Raw genomic sequence first — 23,106 nt, forward strand, 5'->3', positions numbered from 1 at the left:
GGCTGTAAGGGTTTCCCATCTCCAGTGATGAGAAATCCAAGCGCAAGTCATCTGTCGATTTGGGTGGATGGATGCCAACGCGCTTGGTCGAAGCGCGGAAAAGATATAGCGTCTTTACCTGTACTCTCGTCAAAGATACGAGAGTGCGGGTGCATTGAGGAGAGCTGGTGAAGAGCGGCTATGGCAACGATATATTACGATCTTTCTGAGCTTTTTTTATCTGCAGGCTCCAAGTTTAAGTACTATGGTATCGCTCGTACGGTACTTGAAGTTGGATACGAACTGGCTCGCGGGCCCGCCGACGTGCGCTTTGTCATATTCTCACCTGCACACGACTGTTTTTTTGAAATTACACCGCGTATTGGCGCCGCCTCGGCGAATGGTGTGTTGGATGTTAACTTGCCGGCAGAATCAAAACCTGTTCGACTGCGATATAGCTACCCAAACCCGCATGCATTACGCGATGCTCTTCATCCGCTCATGCGCCGCATCGCTAAAAAGGTCAGTTTGAGGCGGTGGCATCGGTCGGTGCCCGAAGGCAGTGTGCGCGACGTTGACCTGGAAGGCCAAATACTTGTGTCTTTGGGGCGGCCCAAAATGATGTCTGACTATCTTGTGGCACTGGATGAAGCTGGCGTTCGACCGCGGTTCTTTCCTTTGGTGCACGATATGATCCCGTTGCACGAATATTCCCATCCGCGCCAAAGTATGTTTGCCCGGAATTTCTCACATGACAACCGCATCGTGGTCGAGCATGCTGAAAAACTGCTGACCAATTCAGTCTTTACCAAAGATGAGATCGAACGGTTTTCGATTGCAGGTCGTATGTGCTCACTGCCGCCTGTCGTGCCGGTGCCGCTTGCTCAAGAACTGCGCAAGGCAGATGAACCGATCAATCTTGATTTACCCGATGCGCCTTATTTGCTGGGCGTAGGGGTGATGACAGGTCGAAAGAACCTTGAGTGCCTCTTGAAGGCGATGCAGAACTTGGACGAGTCGGGGCGTCCAGTACCGAACCTAATCTTGGCCGGCGCAAAGCGGAAGCGCACTGTGGAATATGTGAAGCGGCCGGAGTGCGCATCTATCCGGGACAAAATACAGTTTGTCCTCGATCCTAACCAAGCCGAGTTGGCCTCCCTTTATGAGAATGCGTTGGCGCTTGTGATCCCAAGTTACATGGAGGGGTGGGGGCTTCCCCTGGGAGAAGCACTTTGGATGGGAACGCCAGGGTTAGCATCTGACGTACCGGCTCTGCGGGAAGTCGGGGGAGATCTGGCTGAATATTTTGATCCTGCCGATCCTCAATCGCTTGCGGCGCTCGTTGAGCGCCTAAGCTCGGACAAAAAGTTTTATTCCGAGCTAAAGGCTAAAATATCGCAAGGTCATGTCGAACTGCGATCTTGGAAGCATGTGGCGCAAGATATTGTTGTGGCGACCTCGTATTAGATCAGATTGGGCATGATGCTGGGAGTGCGTGTAGATTGCACTTAGTTCACAGTATGGACCTTGACCTGTCGAATTAAGATTGGCTTGTTTCGCGCATAGCGCGAACCCATGCGAGCGGACCTGTAAAAATTACCAAAAATACAAATTTTCTCTTTATATATTGGCCTTGGGGGTTCCTCTTGAGCGGAGCTTCGCCTACAAAATAATTACATAATTTTGTATTGAGGGAGGCCGTTTTGGCAAAAGTTACCATTGATGGGCGTGAATACGATTCAGATAATCTGAGCGATGACGCCAAGCAGCAGCTTGCGAATGTCCAAATTTGCGAGCAGCAGGTGCAGAAGCTGCAGCGTGAGATTGCGATCACGCAAACCGCGCGCCAAGCTTATATCGGTGCTCTGAAAGAAGCGCTGCCTGCTGATAGCTAATAAGATCAAATCGGTCGGTCTATATTCAGGCGAAAATTTGGTTCGCCTGAATGTAGTATGTTGCGGCGTTCAGCTAGGTCAACTTTGTTGACCTATAAGTGGGCCATATTGCGGCCCATTTTTTCTATGACACGAAGGTTTTTTTAACATAGGGTAAGACATCCACTGTACTGAGGATGAGAGCCCAAATTTAGCTACGCGTATTTGAGGGAAAGCTGCTTCATGTCGGCACCAAATGCATTGAAACAGGCCTATGGAAGGTTTCGTGCCATCCTATTGGCTACGGTTATCTTTAGTTTTTTTGTGAACCTGCTGATGTTCGTGGGTCCGCTCTACATGCTGCAGATTTACGATCGAGTGCTCGCCAGCCGGAGTGAGTATACGCTTCTTATGATCACAAGCGTGGCGGTGGGGCTTCTCGTCACCTACGGCCTATTGGAGTTCATCCGCTCAAGAATGTTGGTGCGTGCCGGTCTGGAATTTGACGAGGTGCTTTCCGGGCCAATGTTCTCAAGAGTGGTTCGCCTGCAATTGGCCAACCCAAATGGGGGGGCGCGGACAGCATTGGGTGATGCCGACCGAGTACGTGATTTCATCACCGGTCAGGGCATTTTAGCCTTCTTTGACGCTCCTTGGACGCCGCTGTTCCTCGCATTGTGCTTTGCCTTCCACCCCTGGCTTGGCATCGTCGCAACGACAGGCGCGGTCATTATCTTTACGCTCGCGCTACTGAACGAGCTGCTGACGCGATCTGCCTTGAAGGAGGCGAACAACGCAGGCCAAGGGTCTGCGCATTTCGCCAATGCTGCTTTGCAGAATGCTGATGTGATTCAAGCTATGGGCATGGGCAAAGAGCTTTCTGGCCGCTGGCTCAAGCAGCGTGAAGTGATGCTGAACAGCCAAGCCTCAGCGAGCGATTGGGCTGGATTTATCATGTCCTGTTCCAAGTTCGTGCGCATGAGTCTTCAGGTCGCCATCTTGGGGACGGGCGCTTACCTTGCCATGAACCAGCAGATCTCCCCGGGCATCATGATCGCAGCCTCGATCGTTATGGGACGGGCACTGGCACCGGTCGAGCAAGCCGTGGGGCAGTGGAAGCAATTCATCTCCGCCCGCCAGGCGAATGAACGTTTAGGTCGGCTTTTCGACAGCGTCTTGGATGAGACTGATCGGCTGGAGCAGCCACCGGCAAAGGGTGCGTTGTCACTTGAAGGCGTATCAACTGTGGTGCCCGGGACGCGTGAGCCGCTTCTTAAAGGTATTAGCTTTAACATTGACGCCGGCACCGTACTTGCGGTGATTGGGCCAAGCGGGTCGGGCAAATCGACGCTTGCGCGTGTGCTTGTTGGCGTAACAGGCGCCGCGGCGGGCGCGGTACGGCTTGACGGGACAGAGCTTAGCCACTGGGATCCGGATCAGCTGGGGGGCTCGATCGGCTATCTTGCTCAAGAGGTTAAGCTTTTCTCTGGGACGGTGGCGGAGAACATTGCGCGCTTTGCCACAGATGCGACGGATGAAGAGATCATTGCGGCGGCTCAGCTTGCCGGGGCGCATGAAATGATTCAGGGTCTTCGAGAAGGGTACGCTACGGAGATTGGCGACGGCGGCGCACAACTCTCAGGCGGGCAGCGCCAGCGCATCGGGCTTGCACGGGCGGTTTTCCGCACCCCAAGTTTGATTGTTCTGGATGAACCCAACTCCAACCTCGACAGCGAAGGCGAGAATGCCCTGGCAGAATGTCTGCTCGCGCTCAAAGCGCTTGGTAAGACCGTCGTGGTGATTACCCATAAAGCGAACTTGCTCTCGACGTCCGACAAAACCCTCATGTTGAGCAATGGCGCTGTTCAAAAGATGCTGGCCACAAAAGACCTTTTGAAGCCCAAACAGCCTGAAGCGGCACCTCAACAGGCCGCTGCCAAAGTCACGAACATTGGTGCTTAATGCGTAAGAGCTTTGTGCCAAGGATGAGTATCGCGTTGTTTCATACGCAAGCAAGAAGTGTGGGATCATGAAGACTTCTCCGCGATTTTACGCCCGTCTAGGGTACCTGGTTATTTTTCTGATCTTTGGCGGGTTGGGGAGTTGGGCCGCGACAGCTGTGATTGACAGTGCTGTGGTTGCGCCAGGTACAGTTGCTTTGGAGGGGGACCGAAAGGTTGTCCAGCACTTGAATGGCGGGATCATCAGAGAAATTCGGGTGAAAGAGGCGGATCAGGTCAACGAGGGGGATGTCCTCATTCTCCTCGAGAGCGTCGAAGCCCGGTCGAATTTGAACCTACATATGCAAAGACTGAATGTGGCGCGGGCGACCGAGGCGCGCCTGCTCGCGGAGCAAACCTCTCAGGAGAACGTTGAGTTCCCCCAGGACCTTTTGGAGTCGGAAGACCCGAGAGTTCAGAAGGCATTGCGTACGCAGCGCCAGATATTTGAGGATCGCCGGTCCATTCTGCTCTCCCAAACGGAGATCCTAGAGTACCGTTTGGAGCAATTGAACGAACAGATTACGGGGCTCGAGCTGCAAAAAAGTGCGATGGAGCGCAGGGTTGCGCTGCGCACGGCCCATTTAGACAGGTTGAAGTCTGGCGAGCAAAAAGGCGTCATTGAAAGCAACCGTTTGGTTGAGCGGGAAGATACCCTTATCGAGACGGAAGCCAGTTTGGGGGAGGTCATCTCGGAGGCTTCTCAGGTGAGAGGAGCGACAGGTGAGGCGCGCTTGAACCTGCTTAAGTTGGTTCAAGAGTATAGAGAGCGTGCCAATCTTGAGCTGAAGGACGTGCAAGCTGAGATCTCAGAGCTAACAGAGCGTGTTTTGGTGGCCAAAGATACACTAGACCGCACTGTTATCCGGGCGCCAACATCGGGTTCTGTTCAAGACCTACAGGCAACCACTGTCGGGTCGGTCGTCAGGCCAGGTGAAGTGCTGATGGAGATCGTGCCAGTGGACGAGAATCTCGTTATCGATGCCCGCGTGGCACCGGTGGATATCGATAGCGTTGTGCCGGGTATGGAGACGGAAGTGCGCCTCAGTGCGTTCAAAACAAAGCTCATGCCAATCGTATTTGGCACCGTACAGTCCGTTTCAAGCGATGTGATCAGCCCCAAGGACCCCAATGATCTGCCTTATTATCTAGCGCGCATTCATGTTCCTGAAACGAACCTACCTGAGGGTATCAAGGGCAACCTGACCCCGGGGATGCCAGGGGATGCCGTTATTGTAACCGGGGAGCGAACAGTGCTGAACTATCTCGTTTCTCCCTTGTCAGAAGCTGTCTCAAAAAGCTTCCGGGAGGAGTGAGGGGGAGCGTTACGCTACGTTATAAGAGGAGGAATGCGGTCATAGAGGCTCTTTGAACGTCATTGATATAGCAAGGGAAATGGTGCTATATTAAAGGATGTTGATTGAATCCTAGATGTGGAAGCCAAGCTCATGCTCGCTGATTGCGAAAGTGTAAGAAAAAATGCGCAAGACCAGCGTCGCGAAATGGGGGCGTGGTTGAAGTGCCTCCGCGAGACGCAGGGACTCTCACAGCGCGACTTGGCGAATATTTTGTCGCTCGAGTATTACACGTTCATTTCTCAGCTTGAGAATGGCCGCGGCAAGATACCTAGCAGCCGGTATGTGGAATGGGCGAATGCTCTGGGCCAAGAGCCAAGGTCATTCGTAAAGACCCTGCTGTCTTATTATGACCCGATTACCCATGATATTTTATTTGGAACGAAGGCGCAGGCCCACTGAGTTTCTAACTCCGGTCGGTTTGCTTTGTACTTTGAGGCACACCTATGTCGGACATTATTAAATTCCCGCGCCTAAATACGGCTGAGGCGCATACGCAGACAGAAGGCAGCTCTTGCTTCCTGTCCGCGCTTGTTGATGGCGCAATGTCGTTTGACAGATTCAAGGGCGACCCCTTGATGCAGCTTGGGACGCGCCAGAAGCGCGTTGCAAGACAAGCGCCTCGTCGGAAAAACCATGCTCCAACTGCGGGCAGCTATGATTGGACCAATCAAGAGCTCGCGACTTTGTTTCGTATCAATAGGCTTTTGAACCTCGCGGATCTTACGATCGGTACGGACCGCGGCGTTACAGATGAGGGCGATCCTTGGTTTGTCTTTCTTGACCCAAAAGGTGATGTTTTTGTTCACCTTTGCCGGATTAGTACGATTTATATGCTCGACAGCGCTTGTCAGAGCTCTGTTGTCAAAGGGCATAGCCTGAATGATCTTGTTGAGGCCTATGTCCAGCAACTGGGCGTGACCAAGGAGGACAGGTCTAGAGCGCGCCAGAACATCATCCAGCTTGCAGAAGCAAAGGATCGCAAAGTTACGGTTCATCCTGCCGCAGCCTTGGCCGCGTTGATTTGGACAATTTATTTGCAGACAGATGAAATGAATGCCGCACCCCTAACAGAAGAGAGCTCTTCTGAGGGGGCTGTGCCAGGTCTTTTGATGGAGCCTGCTTTGCTCGAAGAAGCAGAGCTAGCGTCCTTCTCTCTGGCGGAAGAAGGCGCAGTACTTGCTGCCGAGGCAAACATTGGACATGATCCGGATCATGCGGAGAAATCGGTAAACCTCACGGTGCCTGCCAATTATGTGGGTATGGGGCTCAGCGCCTTAGCCTTGACCTATGGCCTCGACCCGTTTGTCGGGAATATGATGCAGAGCGCAGACACTCTCTCCAAGGGGACTTTGGTAGAGAAGACCAAGCTCAACGAAACGGACCAGAAGTCTCTCGAAACTATGTTGCTCAGCATCTCTGGTGCCGATTGGAGCATTCTACAGGATTTTGGTGAAGGTGCAGAGGGGATCTGGAGCTCTCTGCTTGATTACGATCTTTTTGCGAGCAGCCTTGTGAACTCCCAAGTGGAGACCATCGTGTCTGAACTTGTGCAGGCCATGGACATCACGGCTAGCTTGCTGACTTCCGAGCAGCTGCTGAAAGCGCCTTTGTTGGCGTTGGAAGTAGGAAGCGAGGTGTTCAGCAACATGAGGAACAAGTCTTACCAGATTGAAAAAGAAGGTAAAAAGGAAGTTCAGGAGTTGGCGCTTAGGGAGAGTTCAAATTCTGAGGATACTGTCGACAGTGAGGAAGCCTTACTGGTCGAGATGCCGGAAATCCAAGTCGAAAGCAGTTATGTACTGCCAAACTCTCTGCCCATGGATGTTGCGGCTGTATTGAAGGAATACGGTTTCTCTACCACAGGTGACATCATCACGAATGCCACAGCGCAGGACTATTTGTCGGGCTTTGAAGAAACCGCGGCCCAAAGTGAGACTAAAGCCACCCAGCCAGAGGGCCAGTTTGGGAAGTACGATCAATCTGTAAGGGACTTTATCAGCTTTTTGATGGAGAACGCTGAAGACGTTCAGATGATCTCTTATGAAACGGAATTGGTGATTATTGATGAAGCCACATTCCATCAAGATAGCTCCCTGACCTATATGAAAAGCTGGGATTTGGATGACGGCGGACGTATTTCCACAATCGGGTTGAAAGCTGATTTTGAGGCTTTTGATCTGATCGCTTGACCGGGCTTCCGGCCCGTGTCTGATAAATTAAGATGGAACGGGGTATTCGGAGCAGGTTTTTTGTGAAGCCAGCACCAAGGTACATGGATGGTCTCGCCTCTAGCCATGATAAGCAGCCTCCAAGATGTATGAAAGAAAATCATAGTCACGAGGCTTTTCAGATATTCAATGCCCGACATGTAGCCAAGAGCGCTTACTGCATATCTGCAGTATCTTCCTGGTGGTATTTGACAAAAACTTGTTTGCTCAGCAGCCGTCCGCCGGACAGCACTTTTTGATATTGCCAAAGGGCAAGTTCGGCGCAAGCAAAGCCCAAGACAATAAAAAAATGTCTCCAGTGCAGAGAGTCAACGACAACACTGTTTGCCAGCTGACCTATTAGTATCGCAAACAGCATGACTCTTATGGGCAGTCTGTCATCGCCATTAAAAAAGGAAACGAACAGAAGCAGCAGCAGGGTAGAGATCGCGCCAAAATAAGTTGCGAAGCCAAGCCACCCGTTCTCAACAATTATCTTGATATATACATTGTGCGCGGCAAGGTTGAATTGACTATCGGCCATCCGATTGCGCCCTACATAATGCCCAGGTCCTATACCGAGTGGCTCCAGTGGTATCATGGCCATACCTTCTGCCCAGCTGGCAAAACGATGGCTGTCATAAGCTTGAAGCTGGGCCCTGTTCGAAAAAAACTCATTCAGTCCAAGTTTGTCCAATATAAAGGGGGCCGCCACAAGAACGGTTAAGGTAACGCAGGCAGCAAGGATGAATAGCCATTTTATCTGCTGGGCGGAGCGCCCGAAGATAAGCAAGCCAAGAAGGAAGGTTCCAAGCACCACAGCGCTATTGACCCACGCACCGCGTGAAAAGGTCAAGAACATCATCAAGAGTATGAAGCCGGCAAGAAGGAAGCCGGAGCCGCGCCATTTGGCCGAGGATGTGCAGCATCTGCTAAGCAACAGGAACCCTGCAGCTGCCATGTACGGGCCGTAGACATTCGGATCTTTGAAGAGCGGTGAAAGCCTTAAGCCATCCTCTGCGCGGAAATACAACGTTACCGGGCCAGGTGCCAAGCCTGTCACGGCTAATAGACCAATCCCGGCTGAAATGGTGGCCCCTATTGTGAAATAAAAGTACATCTTATCAATAGCAACCTGGCCATAGAGCACGGAAAAATGTGCCATGACCGGTGGGACGAGTAGGAGATAAATGGTAATAACTAGGTACTTTATTCCGTAGGCAACTGATTGAGCGAAGAAGAGGGATACAATGTTGAGGCCTGCGAAAGCGAAGAAAAGAGCAAAAGCAGAGGTGAGCACGGGTGCGAAAAAAAGTTGACGCGTGCCGGTCAATATCAAAACCAGAAATGCTAACGAGAAAAATAGGTCTGTTGGTGCCGGTTCGATGATGACAACGAAGCCTGTCGCGAGTCCGAGTAGTGATAGACGAAAGGCAAGGTGTTGCGCGGTGGAGTGCTGTTGGCTGGGAGCGCTGGTGTGAGGAAACGCTGCCATTAGCTAAAAAGCCGCTTTGGAAGGTCTCGTACCGTAAGTTTCATTAGCCAGCTCGTCTTCTGCGTTGTGCTAAGTTCTTAACCTCCGTTTCACGATGGTAATAGCTGACAGCCTTGCCCCAATGTTTATTGGCCTTTTCGTGAACCTTGTAGGTTGAGGATAGGCCGATTGGACTGCTTTGGGGGCAGTCAGTCATGGCGACACCAGTGATTTTCGACTTTGGTAGATTTTGGAACGCGCGGACAGATTGGTCACGTCGTGTCACACCGGCGCGCATGACAAACAGTATCTGATCGCAGAATTTTGCCAGAATGGAGCAGTCTGCAAGATGGGTCATTGGTGGTCCGTCAATGACGACCAGATCATAGCTGTCGCGGGCAAGATCTAGAAACTTGGGCAGGAGGTGCGATTCTAGGGCGCTGACAGGCATATCCGTTAGTATGCCTGCGGGCATGATGTCTAAAACGCCTTCGCTCACGATGTCGAGTGGCTGCCACGACGCGCCTTGGAGCACATCTGCCAAGCCGATTTCGTTCTTAAATCCGAATGTTTCTGACAGGCTAGCGTGGCGTAAATTTCCGTCGATGAGCAAGACATTTTGTGAGGCTAGACTGGCCGACTTTGCCAAGGAGGCTGCGATAGAGGTTTTGCCCTCTCCTTCGCCATTGGACAGGACAAGAAGAACCGGCGCGTTGTTGTCATCGGAGCTTACGGAGCACATCAGATAGCGTAGAACTGAGATTGTTTCACTGAACGGCGACTGCGGGTCGGTTTCCAAAATGTCCGGGATGTGCGTGCTGGTTCGTAGCTTAGAAAACTGTGCAAGGACTTTGATGCCTAGCATACGCTCGACTTCCTGAGGCGAATGAAACGTCATATCTAAAGCATTGCGGAGTGCCCCGATGATGATGGCCGCTGCCGCCCCCAGCATCAATCCGAAAATTGTAAACATCGTGACCGAGGGGAAGAAATGGTCTAGCGGCATCGTAGCCGAAGTGACCATCTGAGTGCCGCTGGTTGTGAAGGACTTGAGTTCCGCAGCCAAACCAGCATTCTCCAGATAGCGCTGGTAATATTGGCGATACGCGGCCGCGACGCGCTCCAACTGGCGCAAATCGACGCTAATTTGTGTTTCAAGCTTCGAGTCGCCGCCGGCTTTTGACAATGCTTCAGATAGCAGCGCGGTCCGGCTCTCAAGGGTTTCGACTTCGTTCGCCAACATCCCGATGATGCGCTCGACTTCGTCATCGAGCTGTCGTTTCATCTCATCGTATTGCTGGCGGATTTGGAGCAGCCTTGGATTTGACTGGTCTGACGCCGCGCTAAGGTCGCGCTCACGCAGTTCAAGAAGAAGCATCTGATTGCGCAGCTCATTGATGATCTCAGAAAGCTGCACTTCAGGCAGGCTGAGTACGTCTCCGTCGCCGGCAGCGACGGTCCGGGCCCGTGTCAATGCCGCGGTTTTCTGCGCAAGGTCGGCACGGGCTTCTAACAGCGCAGTATTCACTTCGGTTAACTGCTGATCATTTAACGATCCACCATCTTGATCGCCGAAAAGATCGTGCTGCACTCGGTACTCTGTAACCGCATTCTCCGCAACGCTTACTTGTTGGCGGAGTTCCTCAGCGCGAGCGCCAATCCAATCGCTGAATTCCTTAGCGTCCTGCCTGCGTTTCGCGAGGCGATGATCGACATAGGTTTCTGCGACCAATGTTGTCACTCGCTGTGCGAGGGCGGGAGAGTTGGCTCGGACACTGATCGTAATTATATTGGTGTCACCTTGCCGTTCGACACTAAGTACTTCCGAGAGGATGCTCTTGGCGACCAGTGCCTCCCGAGAAGGGGTTCCCACTTCTGAACTTCCGACATCTGGTTTAGGGCCGAGAACAGCGTTCTTTATCTGAGACAGAGTACGCCAAATGACGCTGGGGGGGGCTCGACGAAAGAAAGGGACGTCGACCAATTGTCCCCTTTCGACTACTTTCAGAAGCGTATCGTCCGCAGCAATTAGCAAGGTCTGGGCGTCTACATACTCGGTCGTAGGGGAGGATAGAGGGGTCTTTTCCACATCTATTGGACTCGAGGGAACAGCATCGATCATGAGTTGTGCTGAGCTTTTGTAGAGACGTTCCATTCTATGCGTAACAACTAGAAATACCGCTCCAGAGATGATGCTCATCACCAGAATTAACTTAAAATAACGGTGCAGAAACCCTAAAGACTCGCGAAACACCTCTGATAAAGATGCTGCTTCAGCAATGCCTCCACCAATCCGAGCGTCACTAGCTCCTTTATGGGGGTGCAGTGTCATTGTCCCTTGCGCTGTAAGATTACACTAAAAGTCATGCATATAAGTCGGATATCACCGACAAAGCTTATCTTTTGAAAATAATTTACGTCCATATCAATCCGCTCACAGTAATCGACTGTGCCACGCCCATAGACCTGCCAGAGGCCTGTCAAACCGGGCCGAAGTGCGAGGTATTTCGGTAAATGTTCCTTATACCTCTTTGTTTCTCCATAGGTAATCGGCCTTGGGCCGACGAGGCTCATATCCCCTAGAAGCACATTAAGTAATTGCGGCAGTTCGTCCAAACTTGTCTGGCGGAGCCATTTCCCTACATAAGTGATCCGGGGATCGTTGGAGATTTTATGGTTCTTGTTCCATTGCGCCTCAGCAGCGGCGTCACATTCAAGAATTTTCTCCAATAGATCATCGGCATCAGGCCGCATGGTTCGAAATTTATAGCATTTGAATCTGCGACCGTTCATGCCAACCCGTTCGTGAGCGAAAATAGGCTTAGCTCGGTCCAGTGATACGATCCCTGCAATGCATAGCAAAACAGGTGATAGAAGAGTTAATAGTATAAGAGCTAAAGAGAAGTCGAAGCCTCTTTTGACAAAGAGAACATAGATTCGAGACGATCCAGGCGAAAAACGAAGGACTTCGTCAGCCTGAGATGAAACTTCAAACCCATGTTTGTATCTCTGTAACATCACTGTTTTTTTTAATTCCTGTCATTGGTCGAATTTGACACCCATCCTGGCCATGTGTAGCCATGAATGCGCCTCATTCTAGCCTAGATTTGACGGGCGCAGTCAAACACTCCTTTAGGTAAAGGGCTAGACTCAGGTAAAAAAATAAAATTTGCGTCCGCAGAGGAAACAGTAGTGAGTGTGCCTGGATATTGTCCCGAATGCGGGTCCAGTAGATCTATCAAAATGGGGTCTTAAGCGGTGAAAAATCAGTTTAATGATCGCGAACTGTCCGAATCAACGGCCATAGTAGCTAGGTCGACGCAGCCACTTTCAGTGCTCAGCCTGTGCGAGACGGCGAATGGCGGTGTCGGCCGCTATCAAGAAAATCTTATAGCGCTTTCAGCGTTCGGTATATCAACATTTGTTCTGCTTCCCGAGAGCGACAGAGGTATAATTGGCGACAATTGTAATTTGTTTTTTTATTCCCGTAGTGGGAGAAATATACCCAGTCTGATAAGATTTGTTTTCGCATTTTTGAAGCAAAGAGGTAGTTTGCGTCCGGATGTATACTTTTTCAACAGTACTTTTTCACTGATACCTCTCTTTATTTTGCGTCTTCTGAGGGATAGAACGCCAGCTATTTACTGTGCGCATTGCTGGGCGGTTGCGGCGGTAAATCCAGCTAGCTGGCGCGGCCGCATTATTCGCACAGTTGAAGGAAGATTAAGTGGTTTGGCCGATCTTGTGGTTAACGTTTCTGAGGGCGAGGCCGCTATTGCACGGCGTTTTAGCTATCGGGGTGATCATGTGGTTGTCGCTCAAGCTGTACATCCTCCAGTTTCCGATGCGCGAAAGAATTTGTTTATTCGCCAAAACAAAACTGACGTGCATTTGCTCTTCGTTGGCAGGTTCGATCGGCAGAAGGGACTGGATATTTTGCTTTCAGCATTTGTGCGCGCCAGGGCATCGAATAAGAACTTGCACTTGCATCTTGTTGGCGGTGCGGTGCGAGGTGGGGATATTCCAGAGTTAACGGATGGCGTTGTAAATCATGGTTGGGCTAAACGTCATGAAGTAGATGGGTTTTATCGGTCAGCGGATGCGGTGATTGTGCCGTCAAGGTGGGAGGGCATGCCGCTGGTGGTCCTCGAGGCAATGCGTAACGGGACCCCAGTGTTTGCATCGACAGGCTGTGGAATGGGAGATTTTCTGTCACGGCATGGGTGTGGTTTGGAGTTTGATGGTTCTAGGGAAACGCTCGTGAACGTACTGGCCGGACTGAATGCTGCCGATCTTGCCGAGATGCGGTCGCGAACGTTTGAAACTTTCGAGCAGCATTTTAGCCTGGGGCGGTTCACCAAAGAAATGGCAGGTTATATTCGGCACCTTACCAAGGGCGGCAAGAAATGATCGATACCACGTCTGCTTTGCCATCGCTTTTTATTGCGGGGGCGCCCAAATCAGGAACTTCGTCCGTCTTCCAATGGCTGGCGGATCATCCGCACGCCCATGGATCGAAACCTAAAGAGCCTTGTTTTTTCGCTGATCCGGGCAGCCATGTGTTTCGTCGTGACTTCAATGCGTCATACGGGCTGGACCTTTATTCCAAATCATTTTCTCCTGTACCAAATGGGGTATCGGTCCTTCTGGAGGGGACGTCTAGCTATCTTTATAGTCATACAGCTCTTGAAGAGATCCCAAAGCTTCCGACTTGCCCTCGTTGCCTTTTCATTTTGCGTGAGCCAGCTGCACAGATCTACTCCACCTATGTCTATTTTAAAAATAACTGGGCGGCGATACCCAGGGAAATGTGTTTTGAAGATTATTTGAAAGCGCTTAGGCATCGGAGCTGCGACTTTGCCGGAAATGAGCTGGCAGCTAATGCTTTGGAAAACGCAGCCTATGTGCATTGGCTGCGCGACTGGCGAGATCGACTTGGTCCGGACAGAATGAAGGTCTGCACTTTTGATACTTTAAAAGAAGATGCCCGGGCATTCATGATCAGTTTGGCAACTTGGGTCGGGTTGGACCCAACTTTTTATGAGAGCTACGAATTTCAAATCGAGAACGAGAGTTACATACCTAGAAATCGCAACCTTCAGCAGATCAATATCGCACTACGAGGCATTTTGCCTCAAGGGGCAGTCTATAGCATTGCGCGAAGCCTCTACCGTCAGCTGAACACGCGCGCTCCCGAGCGACGTGGGATGGACGATATGTTGGCACTGCTGCGAGCTGAATTTGCAGAGGATAATAAAGCATTGGCCGAAGAGTTCGATCTTGATCTATCCACTTGGGTATAATGCTCTATCGTGTCGGCTCTTGGGCCAGCATCTCTTCATAGATGTTCAAAAGTCTATTCAAGTGACGCTCTGGAGACATCTCGTCCGCAAGTGAACGGGCGTCGAATGCTGGGATTGATGCCACCTGGGTAAGACTGTTGGCGAGAGACTCCACATCCGGCGAATTATAGATCACTCCATTTACACCGTGATCTACGACCTCCGAAGCGGCGCTCCATGAGCCGCAAACCACAGGAACACCGCGGATCAAGGCCTCAATCGGGGCAAGTGGCTGACCTTCATACCAAAGACTGGGAAAAATGAGTGCACGCGCGCCAGATAAATGCGCCTGCACTTCAGTTGGGCTGACCCAGCCGGTAATAATCGCGTCGGGGTTGGCCTTGCGGATCGCCCCTGCCTCTGGGCCATCACCAACGAAGATAGCTTTAACGCCTGCCATCAGAGCTGCCTTAGCAAAGAGCAGGCCCCCTTTTTCCGGCGAGAGCCGACCCACGAAAATATAGGCTTCGTTTGCCCGGGCATCGACCGGGAGCCCGCCGTTCCCGACAGGGTTTGGCAGAGCATGGCGGCGTGCCTCGGCGGGAAGGTAGGCGTTCATTGCCCGCAATTGAGTTTGCGAGATATAAGCCACATGTTTGAGCCCGCGTGGCATCTGTCCAATACTCTGTGCAAGTGCAGAGCGCGCAATGCGCCACGCCTTGTGGGAGGCATGGCGAACATCGCAATTGGTACAGATGCAGCTTAGTGACAATGGGCGCCGGGTACAAATTTCCTTTTTTTGATAGTCAAAGAACCCACCATTCGGGCAGGCGAGGAAATACTCATGCATCGTATAGAGGGTTGGGACAGGGCTCTCCGCCAGCGCCCGTCCAATAGATGGCGACAGCACCTTGGCCCAGCCATGACAATGAACCACGCTGGAACTGGGGTCGAGGGCTGCAATTTCGCGGCGCAATGCCCGCAGCGTTGAGCGGCTCCAGAGACCTGCAGTCATTGCATCGAGGCGATTAGGATTGCTAGTCAGCGTGTGCCGGCCAAGAGAAACGGTCCTGATCCGCGGATGGCACAGCGTTGCGTCTGGCACGCCTGAACCGGCAAAAAATATCACGTGGAGACCTGCATGCGCTAGAAGCAGGGCGGATTCGATCGCTACTTTCGCTTGGCCGCCATTGATTTCTGAAAAATCCCCGACGATCAGAACTGTCTGTATGCGCCGGTCAAAGTCTTCTGCGTTCATTTCACACAGTCCTTCACAAGGGGAGCAACCGGTACTCGTGGGAGGTGAGAGCGGCCTTGTCGCCCGTTAGGCGAGACGTGCGAGATCTGCTAGGAAGCTCAGCAACTGCCGACTGCCCTGATACATTGTGGCAGTTTCACACAAAAGCGCGAAAAGCAAAGCGTGGAACGGTCCGGGGTAACTGGCGCGGAAAGCTAGCAGCGGGCTGCGTGAGAGCCACCGCGTGATGACGGGGTGCAACATAAATGCAAGTAGTCCGCCTAGAATGGCCCCCGCAGCGATATCAGACATCCAATGAAACCCAAGAATGAGACGCGGCAGGCTGATGACCACTGTTGCGTGGACAAGAAGTACCGCCCCCGCAAGGCGATGATAACAAAGTACGCTGCATGCCATTGCAAAGAACATCAACGCATGGTCACTAGGAAAACTGCTGTCGTTGCTCAATACATCAGGCTTGAGCCCGTTCACGAGGGTTAGTTCGAGGCCTTCCGTGTGTAGGGGTCTGGGAGAGAACGGCAAGGCCATTTGAAGTATGCGCCCAAGGAAAATCGCGATAAATACCACTACTAGCGTAGCGCATGTCTTTAAGAGTCTGCTATCTTCACCCTTCTTATGAATTTCTAGGAGCACCACTAGAATGAAAGTCGCGAACAGACCTTTTACGAGATAAGAATTTTGGATAAAGTGCAAAAGAATATCGAATGCAGGAAGTACACCAACAAGACTGTTAATATTTTCGGCTAGTATTAAATCCATTGATGCTTCCTTGTTGATTTTTGACTTTGGGGTAAACACTAGTTTGGACAAGTGGATGTCCTGTCTTCGTCATTTTCGTGTTCCTTTGCTAAGAACTATCGCAAGTCTACAGCTGCTGCTATTGGCAAAGTGTCGAGTAATGGCCACACTACAGCTTTGGATCCGGCATGCTTGCACTTTAGCTGAGATAAAAATTCATAAACTTAAGAAGCAGTCTTTGCTTTTCCGGGCCGTGCAAAGGAGACCAGTGAATGTCGGGCAATTGCGAAGCCGAAGGGGGGCGTGTAACGGTGGCGATCGCGACGACAGGTCGTTCGGACATCGCGGGTCGCACGATAGCCTATCTAGCCAGTCTGGAAGACCACCCAGATCGCCTAATCGTTAGTGTGGCGCAGGCCGATGATATTTCTCATAAAAGCCTGCCTCCACTTCCCTTTCCACTTGAGATTTTAAGGGGGTCAAAGGGGTCGAGCGTTCAGAGAAACAGAATTCTGGATGCTGAAAGCGAGAATGAGGTGATCCTTTTTCTAGATGACGACTTTCTTATCGCCGATGGGTATATCTCTGCTTTGCGCCGCAGTTTTCTGTGTCATCCCGACATCGTAATGTCGACAGGCCATTTGCTGGAGGACGGGATCCATGGGCCAGGCCTGACGCATGAGGACGGATTGCGCGTGTTGAGATGCGCTCCGGCAACACCAATCAAACCGCAAATAAAGCAGACCTATTCGGTTTACGGGTGCAATATGGCCATCCGTGTTTCGACTCTCTTAAAGTTCCCCGAACGTTTTGATGAGAACTTACCTTTATACGCCTGGCTGGAAGATATGGACCTTTCCCGGCGCATGGCGCGTTATGGCAAAATAGTTATTGATAAGAGTCTGATTGGCGTCCACCTTGGCACCAAAACAGGAAGGACATCTGGTTTTTTACTGGGCTATTCTCAGGTTGCTAACCCAGTATATCTCACTCGTAAAGGTACGGTCAGGCGCCTGCCAGCGTTCAAACTCATGGGCAAAAATATTATAGCAAACCTGATGAGATCAGCGTTTCCTGAGCCCTGGACCGACAGAGCGGGTCGGATGCGAGGAAACATGATGGCCTTATTCGATATTTTACGGGGGCGGTCTGCTCCGGACCGTATTCTAGAGTTCGACCAAACACTTAAGCGAAGGTGACCCTAAGGCGGATGAGTAGCCATGCTTTTCATCGCCCTCGTTAGGTGGCTCCGCTTGGCGATATCTTTTTTACTTTGCAAGGTGCTTGATCTGAATATGTCTAAAGCTAACCGACCGACAGCCATGCGCACCCTTCTAGGGTGGGGGGTTCTTGGGCAACTTGTTTATGTAGTCAGTCAGTTTGTTACGCTTCTAGCACTTACCCGGTTTGCGACAGTTGCTGAGGTCGGGATTTATGGTCTCGCAACGGCGGTGGTGATTCCAGTTTTTTTCTTCTTTGATTTGAATATAAGAATGAATGTCGCGGCCTCCAATAAATCGGCCTATAGTTTTCATGATTTTCGAAACCTTTTACTGATATCCGCATCTATAGGGTTTCTGATAGTCCTTTTTATCGGGGGTGCGGCTTTCTCCGGAAGTGCGCTAACTATTCTAGTTATTCTTGCAGCCACAAAAGTTGCGGAGAGCCTCTCAAATTTTTCTTATGGCGTTTTCCAGCGCTTTGATCGGATGCAACGTGTTGCAGGGTCTCTCATTCTGCGCAGCATGGGAGGGACCCTGGTATTCGTTTTATTCCTGTTAAACGGTGTGCCCATAGAGTTCGCGTTCCTCGGACAACTTTTTGTTTGGACTACTATTGCCCTGTTCATTGATTTGTTTCAGGCGCACAAGCTGTGGCGCGCTCAAGGCGCACCGGAAGGATTTGTTCCGATCCGGACGATTGAGTTGGCTCGGAATTCGGTGTTCCTGGCATTGAATGGTTTACTTTCAGCTTTGCAGGGAAACACGCCGCGCTACGTAATCGGTTGGTTGTTGGGTGTTGTGGCTCTGGGGCAGTTCACCGTTGTCGGTTATGCGATGCAGGCGATATCGACAGTCGCAATGTCTGCCATGCAGTCTCTGGCGTCACGGTTCAACCGATTGATCAGCGATCAAGAGGGTAGGGTTTTATGGGGCGTCCTTCGCAGAATTTTTGTGATTATAATACTTTGCGCGGTGATCGGAGTTGGGCTCAGCCTCATGTTTGGTGACCGTTTGGTTCAGGCGGCCTTCGGGAGGGACTATGCCCACTTGGGCGGCCTTTTGGCGATCTGTGTGTTAGCTGCTGCCCTCAGGTCGGGCGCACTTGCGCTTCAGATGTGTCTTCTTGCCGCCCGTCGATTTAGGCAAAACCTTCTTATTCGGCTTTGGGCATCGTCTGCCATGGTGATCCTTTGCATCATCGGTGGCTCGCAAGCTGGGTTGACAGGCATTGCCTGGGGGATGTGTGCCGCACTCATTGTTCATGTCGCGGCCCTCGCAGTTGCAGTGCAGCCCCTGGGCAAAGGGGGGCTCAATTGAGCGGAAACATGCGCGCAGGCCGCAATGGTCAAATCGTTGACACCCCCTGATCAATCATCACAATGATGGGGGCTACTTGGTTGGCTAGAAAGGTTGATGCAGGGTTGGATACAATAAATCGGGTTAGAAAGCTCAATCAGGCATTTCTGGACAGGACCGCACCTCAACGTTTTGTCTTTCACCATGTCCCTAAATGTGGTGGGACATCGGTCGCACGGGCGCTCCGACGGCGCTATTTGACCAGTCAGGCGACCGTGAGACCAGAGCCTAGCTTTCAGGCATTCAAGGCCTTTACGGGACGTACAGATACAGAGCAGATGCTAACTGATGTAAGCGACCTGCGTCAGCAAATGATGCTCTACCTGCTTTATGACGACATACGCTGCATTTCGTTGCATGTCCCATTCTCGCATGTGGCTTATGAACACTTCGGCGAGCGCTACAAATTCGTGACATTGCTACGCGAGCCGGTTTCACGCTTTATCTCTCATTACAATTGGAGCAGCCGTGGTGCAGGGGAACATGGTCAAATCAGTGAAGATTTTGATACGTTTTTAGATACGCAGAGAGCACGGCGCATGGGGGCCGAGTTTGTCGAAATGTTTTCGGATCAGTTTGGCCAAGAGGATATCCGCACGCCTGAAGCGATCTCGACAGCAGTTACAAATCTGCGGCGTTTTGATTTAGTGGGTCGACTAGATGATCTTGAAGGCTTTTCTATGGGGCTTAGAGAAATTTTGGGCATCCGTATCCGCATTGGTCACGAGAACCGAACCGGCCTTGCTACAGCCACGGTGTCGGCCAGTAATTTGACCCCCTCACAGCGAAGGGCTGTTGAGGAGGTCTGCGCACCTGACATTGCCGTCTGGAACGCGATCTTTGGAGGCGACTGATGATGCCACTAGGCGACCAGTCTGCGGGCCAGCATCTTTGCCGCGGGATAGGGGAGGGAGGCCACCAAGTTGACCGCACACGAGCGGCGGAGCAGATCTAGCGTCCGTGGGCAGTCATTACGCTGTTGATCGAACGGGATTCCGGCCCAGCTCCACGGATCAAATGCGACGTGGTGCATGCGTTGTGCAAGGATCGGAGACCACCTTGTATAGATATGCTTTGAGTTATCAAACAGACGGCGAACACCACGCTTCTCGGCAAAGTCGATAGCATCATCTTCTGTGGAGAAGGTGCAGGCTACACTGAGGGTCTCGTCAGGATCATTTCTGCGGGCAAGAGGGACACCAGCAGTCTTCAGCACCTCCTCAAGCATTGCGGAGTTACGCTTCATGCGGTTCAATCGTCCGTCAAGCTTTGCGAGTTGTACTCGGAGTATTGCCCCTTGTATTTCACTAATCCTGTAATTGTTGCCAAGGAAAAGTGGCAAATTACCACCCTCCCTATGAGTTCGATAGCCAATTCCCATATCATGGGCGCTTAGAGCCCGGTCGTGCAATTCTGGGTCGCCGGTCAAAATGGCACCACCTTCTCCGCAGGTCATGTTTTTGTATTGATTGAAGCTGAAAACGCCAATGTCGCCGATCGTGCCGCAGAAAGCGTTTTTGTAGCGCACACCGATTGCCTGCGATGCATCCTCAATGACGCGCAAGCCATTGTTGTGCGCGATACGCAAAATAGCCTCCATATTGCACGGTCGGTTTATCATATGCACTGGAATTACAGCACGGCTGCGCGGTGTTAATTTAGCCTCAAGATCAATAGGATCGATAGTTAGCGACTCATCGATCTCAACAAGTACGGGAACTGCGCCAACGAGCAGAACAGCTCCGGCTGTCGCCACCCAAGTATAGGCGGGGACTAACACTTCATCGCCGGGACCTATGTTGCAAGCTTGAAGCGCGCAAATCAGCCCTGCGGTCCCACTAGAAACTGCGATCGTATGTTTTGCCTTGGTAAAACGGGCGAGGTCTGCTTCAAATTGGGAGCACATTTGCAAGCTGTCCTCTGACCGAAGCAGATGACCATTTGCGATTACACGCCCCACCGCGAACCATTCACGAAATCCAAGCTTGGCCATTTGTGGCTTTCATCCTGCAATTAGACAATTTCAAAAATAAGGATCATGCGTCGCTTTTATTTCGATCACGAAAGGCGATGAACCTTGGAGCTGTCAAGCACTTGACACGGCGTAAGGGTCGTTTCAATTTATTCAAAAGGCTTTACTATGACAATTCAGAGCATCAATACGCTTTCTGACGGTGAGAGCCTATCAGCGGATATCGTTATTGTCGGCGGAGGCGCATGTGGTCTTACCTTAGCGCGCGCGTTGTCAGGAGCTGGGATCAAGCTGCTTGTCGTAGAGAGCGGGGGGACGCAAGAAGACCTCGCGCACGCAGACCTTGATACCGTTGAGATCGCAGATGGGTCTTGGCAGCCTGCAGAGTTTAAGCAGCGTGAGACCTATCACCGTAATCTTACCCGCTTCTGGGATGGCCAATTACAAACCTATGGTGTCCGCTGTCGCGGCCTTGGCGGCTCGACGCAGGCATGGGCCGGGAAGTCCGCGCCCTTTGACGAAATGGATTTTGCAGATCGTCCTTGGGTGCCGCTTTCTAACTGGCCGATAACACAGGAGGAACTTGCGCCTTACATTGAAAGCGCTTCAGAGTTGTTGGATCTTGGATTGCCCATTTATGACGAGTCGCTTTGGGAAAGGATGGGTCGGCGGCCGCCGCAGCCCTCGCTAAGCGGAGCGGTCTTTCGATCGACATTCTGGCAATTCGCGCGGTCGCGCCGCAATCCAACGGATATCATGCGGTTCGGAGCTGAGTACCTTGCGAAACCACCTGATGATGTGCAGCTTCTTACCGAGGCCACAGTAACTAAACTTCGTAGTAACCCAGAAGGTCGAGCATTTGTGGGGCTGAACGTGCAAAGCCTTTCAGGCACGAAAGTAACCATAAATGCGCGCACCTGTGTTCTAGCTGCCAGTGCCATTGAGAATGCACGTCTCCTCCTTTTGTCAAAAGACGTCAATCCTGCAGGGCTGGGAAATGCCCATGATCGTGTGGGTCGCTGCCTTATGGATCATCCAACAACTACGATTGCGCGGGCAACCCCTCAACAGATTGCAGCGATGTCCGCCTGGTTCGGGCTGTTTGGTTTTCGACAAGGAGCGCGCACATCAGTTTACATGCATGGGCTGGCGTTGTCGGCAGACTATCAACGAAAAACATGTAGCTTGAACGGTGCAGTTTTCGTCACGGAGGAGCGTGCTAGGGACGACCCATTTGCAGCGCTGCGGCGGCTTCTTCGAAAACAGAGCGCTAAGCCGTTCCAAGATCTATACTCGATTGCCAAGAACCCGATCCGTTCGGCGCGGGGCATCGCTGCTCGTGCGTTAGCGCATGGGTATCTGCCTTCAGCCGTTAACCGCATCACTGTAGATATGGCTTTGCGATTTTTCCCAAATACCGTCGCACAAGATTATCAGTCAGGGCGTGTCGCCGTTAAATTGGATGGTTTGCGGTTTGAGGCGACAACCGAACAACCACCAGATCCTGAAAATCGTGTTACGCTCTCCCAGAGCCGGGACGTATTTGGGCTGCGAAGACCACGGGTGGCGTGGAAGCCTGGGTCCATGGCTCGGGAGAATCTGCTGAGAATGGGTGAGGAGTTTGCCGGAAGCTTTGTCGGCGCTGGCATGACACCACCACGGCTCGAACCTTGGGTCATTGAGAAAGACCCAGAGGCTGCGGTTGTAATGGACCTGGGCCATTCCATGGGTACCACACGAATGTCCAGTTCGCCTAAGGACGGCGTTGTAGACCATCACTGCGCTGTCCACGGAGTAGAGGGGCTTTATGTTGCAGGCGGTTCAGTCTTGCCGACTTCAGGACACGCAAATCCGACCCTCATGATGCTGGCGATGACGTTGCGCCTTGGGAAAACCCTTCGTCGTCGGTTTGGAAAGCTTTAGACAGAAGGGCCTTAAAGTAGTTCAAATGGATGGCTGTGCTTCGCGGCATGCGCGTAGCGAGGGTCTCCGTTCCTGGTGGCCGTGTTGCAGAGGTACTCTCTTTGCTCTCTCGGGGCCCAGAACTATGGCTGATGACAGGTCGCTTTTCAGGCCGACGGCCTGCTTCTCGGGTCCGTTTCGCCAACACCACAGGCAACCTCGGCGATCTCGACGTAAGCGCTTACGGATCTTCTGGTAGTCGTGCGAACAATATTGCGATCCACGATCCGTGTGATGGATGCAGTCCTTGGGCGGCTGACGGAACGCGATGGCCATCTTCAAAGCCCTGATCTCAAGGTCGCGTTTCATCCGGTTCGAGACCGCCCAGCCAACTACACGCCGTGAATGCGTATTCCGGGGTGATCCGCCCACCGATTCCGATTTGATGCGCCCACCCGTTCCGATTTTATCCGCCCACCGATT

General features: G+C 51.9%; 18 protein-coding genes and 1 pseudogene. 12 read left to right on the plus strand and 7 right to left on the minus strand.

The genetic code is table 11. From position 1 onward, the window contains the following. Nucleotides 1–180 precede the first annotated feature (180 nt). The 6 genes from ACGYK9_RS18370 (at nucleotide 181) to ACGYK9_RS18395 (ending at nucleotide 7,400) form a co-directional block, all read left to right on the plus strand. Nucleotides 181–1,446, plus strand: a complete 1,266-nt coding sequence (locus ACGYK9_RS18370) for a glycosyltransferase family 4 protein (RefSeq protein WP_394414782.1) — start codon at nucleotides 181–183, stop codon at nucleotides 1,444–1,446. Between the two features lie 236 nt (nucleotides 1,447–1,682). Then, entirely contained in the window at nucleotides 1,683–1,874 is a 192-nt protein-coding gene (locus ACGYK9_RS18375; RefSeq protein ID WP_209219724.1) for a DUF6447 family protein, read from the plus strand. Nucleotides 1,875–2,096: 222 nt separating this feature from the next. Next, entirely contained in the window at nucleotides 2,097–3,815 is a 1,719-nt protein-coding gene (locus tag ACGYK9_RS18380) for a type I secretion system permease/ATPase (RefSeq protein ID WP_394414786.1), read from the plus strand. Between the two features lie 67 nt (nucleotides 3,816–3,882). Beyond that, a complete protein-coding gene (locus ACGYK9_RS18385; RefSeq protein WP_394414789.1) occupies nucleotides 3,883–5,169 on the plus strand; it encodes an HlyD family type I secretion periplasmic adaptor subunit in 1,287 nt (428 codons plus the stop codon). A gap of 117 nt (nucleotides 5,170–5,286) precedes the next feature. Then, entirely contained in the window at nucleotides 5,287–5,610 is a 324-nt protein-coding gene (locus ACGYK9_RS18390; RefSeq protein WP_348540728.1) for a helix-turn-helix transcriptional regulator, read from the plus strand. Nucleotides 5,611–5,654: 44 nt separating this feature from the next. Further along, nucleotides 5,655–7,400, plus strand: a complete 1,746-nt coding sequence (locus tag ACGYK9_RS18395) for a hypothetical protein (protein ID WP_394414793.1) — start codon at nucleotides 5,655–5,657, stop codon at nucleotides 7,398–7,400. A gap of 193 nt (nucleotides 7,401–7,593) precedes the next feature. Here the strand turns inward: ACGYK9_RS18395 and ACGYK9_RS18400 are convergent, their stop codons facing one another. From ACGYK9_RS18400 to ACGYK9_RS18410, 3 genes are read right to left on the minus strand one after another with little or no spacing between them, the layout of a single operon-like run. Further along, the gene (locus tag ACGYK9_RS18400; protein ID WP_394414796.1) at nucleotides 7,594–8,913 is read right to left on the minus strand and encodes an O-antigen ligase family protein; all 1,320 of its coding nucleotides are present in this window, start codon (nucleotides 8,911–8,913) and stop codon (nucleotides 7,594–7,596) included. A gap of 43 nt (nucleotides 8,914–8,956) precedes the next feature. Beyond that, nucleotides 8,957–11,224 (minus strand): GumC family protein, encoded by a 2,268-nt coding sequence (locus ACGYK9_RS18405; RefSeq protein ID WP_394414799.1) that lies wholly within the window; start codon nucleotides 11,222–11,224, stop codon nucleotides 8,957–8,959. Further along, the gene (locus tag ACGYK9_RS18410; RefSeq protein ID WP_394414801.1) at nucleotides 11,221–11,910 is read right to left on the minus strand and encodes a sugar transferase; all 690 of its coding nucleotides are present in this window, start codon (nucleotides 11,908–11,910) and stop codon (nucleotides 11,221–11,223) included. The genes ACGYK9_RS18405 and ACGYK9_RS18410 overlap by 4 nt, the downstream gene beginning before the upstream one ends. Before the next feature lie 240 nt (nucleotides 11,911–12,150). Between ACGYK9_RS18410 and ACGYK9_RS18415 the strand changes: the two genes are divergently transcribed. Next, nucleotides 12,151–13,302 (plus strand): glycosyltransferase family 4 protein, encoded by a 1,152-nt coding sequence (locus ACGYK9_RS18415; protein WP_394414803.1) that lies wholly within the window; start codon nucleotides 12,151–12,153, stop codon nucleotides 13,300–13,302. Continuing rightward, nucleotides 13,299–14,195: a sulfotransferase domain-containing protein gene (locus ACGYK9_RS18420; protein WP_394414805.1), complete on the plus strand. Its 897-nt coding sequence runs from the start codon at nucleotides 13,299–13,301 to the stop codon at nucleotides 14,193–14,195. The genes ACGYK9_RS18415 and ACGYK9_RS18420 overlap by 4 nt, the downstream gene beginning before the upstream one ends. A gap of 4 nt (nucleotides 14,196–14,199) precedes the next feature. Here the strand turns inward: ACGYK9_RS18420 and ACGYK9_RS18425 are convergent, their stop codons facing one another. Both ACGYK9_RS18425 and ACGYK9_RS18430 read right to left on the minus strand, forming a co-directional pair. Then, on the minus strand, nucleotides 14,200–15,432 hold the full coding sequence (locus ACGYK9_RS18425; protein WP_394414808.1) for a glycosyltransferase family 4 protein: 1,233 nt from the start codon (nucleotides 15,430–15,432) through the stop codon (nucleotides 14,200–14,202). Between the two features lie 66 nt (nucleotides 15,433–15,498). Beyond that, complete coding sequence (locus ACGYK9_RS18430; protein WP_394414810.1) at nucleotides 15,499–16,242, minus strand: phosphatase PAP2 family protein; 744 nt, start codon at nucleotides 16,240–16,242, stop codon at nucleotides 15,499–15,501. 200 nt (nucleotides 16,243–16,442) lie between these two features. Here ACGYK9_RS18430 and ACGYK9_RS18435 point away from each other — a divergent pair, with 200 nt between their 5' ends. The 3 genes from ACGYK9_RS18435 (at nucleotide 16,443) to ACGYK9_RS18445 (ending at nucleotide 19,603) form a co-directional block, all read left to right on the plus strand. Further along, nucleotides 16,443–17,369, plus strand: coding sequence for a glycosyltransferase family 2 protein (locus tag ACGYK9_RS18435; protein WP_394414813.1), 927 nt, complete (start codon nucleotides 16,443–16,445; stop codon nucleotides 17,367–17,369). A gap of 21 nt (nucleotides 17,370–17,390) precedes the next feature. Next, nucleotides 17,391–18,710 carry a lipopolysaccharide biosynthesis protein gene (locus tag ACGYK9_RS18440; protein ID WP_394414816.1) on the plus strand — a complete coding sequence of 440 codons (1,320 nt, stop codon included), beginning with the start codon at nucleotides 17,391–17,393 and terminating at the stop codon, nucleotides 18,708–18,710. A gap of 65 nt (nucleotides 18,711–18,775) precedes the next feature. Next, nucleotides 18,776–19,603: a sulfotransferase family 2 domain-containing protein gene (locus tag ACGYK9_RS18445; protein ID WP_394414825.1), complete on the plus strand. Its 828-nt coding sequence runs from the start codon at nucleotides 18,776–18,778 to the stop codon at nucleotides 19,601–19,603. Between the two features lie 8 nt (nucleotides 19,604–19,611). Here ACGYK9_RS18445 and ACGYK9_RS18450 read toward each other — a convergent pair whose 3' ends face one another. Then, on the minus strand, nucleotides 19,612–20,742 hold the full coding sequence (locus tag ACGYK9_RS18450) for a DegT/DnrJ/EryC1/StrS family aminotransferase (protein ID WP_394414819.1): 1,131 nt from the start codon (nucleotides 20,740–20,742) through the stop codon (nucleotides 19,612–19,614). A 147-nt stretch (nucleotides 20,743–20,889) separates the two neighbouring features. Here ACGYK9_RS18450 and ACGYK9_RS18455 point away from each other — a divergent pair, with 147 nt between their 5' ends. Next, nucleotides 20,890–22,644, plus strand: a complete 1,755-nt coding sequence (locus tag ACGYK9_RS18455) for a GMC oxidoreductase (protein WP_394414822.1) — start codon at nucleotides 20,890–20,892, stop codon at nucleotides 22,642–22,644. Nucleotides 22,645–22,860: 216 nt separating this feature from the next. On the opposite strand, the pseudogene ACGYK9_RS18460 reads toward ACGYK9_RS18455, so the two are convergent. Next, nucleotides 22,861–23,031 (minus strand): annotated as a pseudogene (locus ACGYK9_RS18460) (DDE-type integrase/transposase/recombinase); the annotation flags it as partial. Nucleotides 23,032–23,106: the final 75 nt, after the last annotated feature.

This window comes from Sulfitobacter sp. 1A15258, from assembly GCF_043557045.1.
Lineage (GTDB): Bacteria > Pseudomonadota > Alphaproteobacteria > Rhodobacterales > Rhodobacteraceae > Sulfitobacter > Sulfitobacter faviae.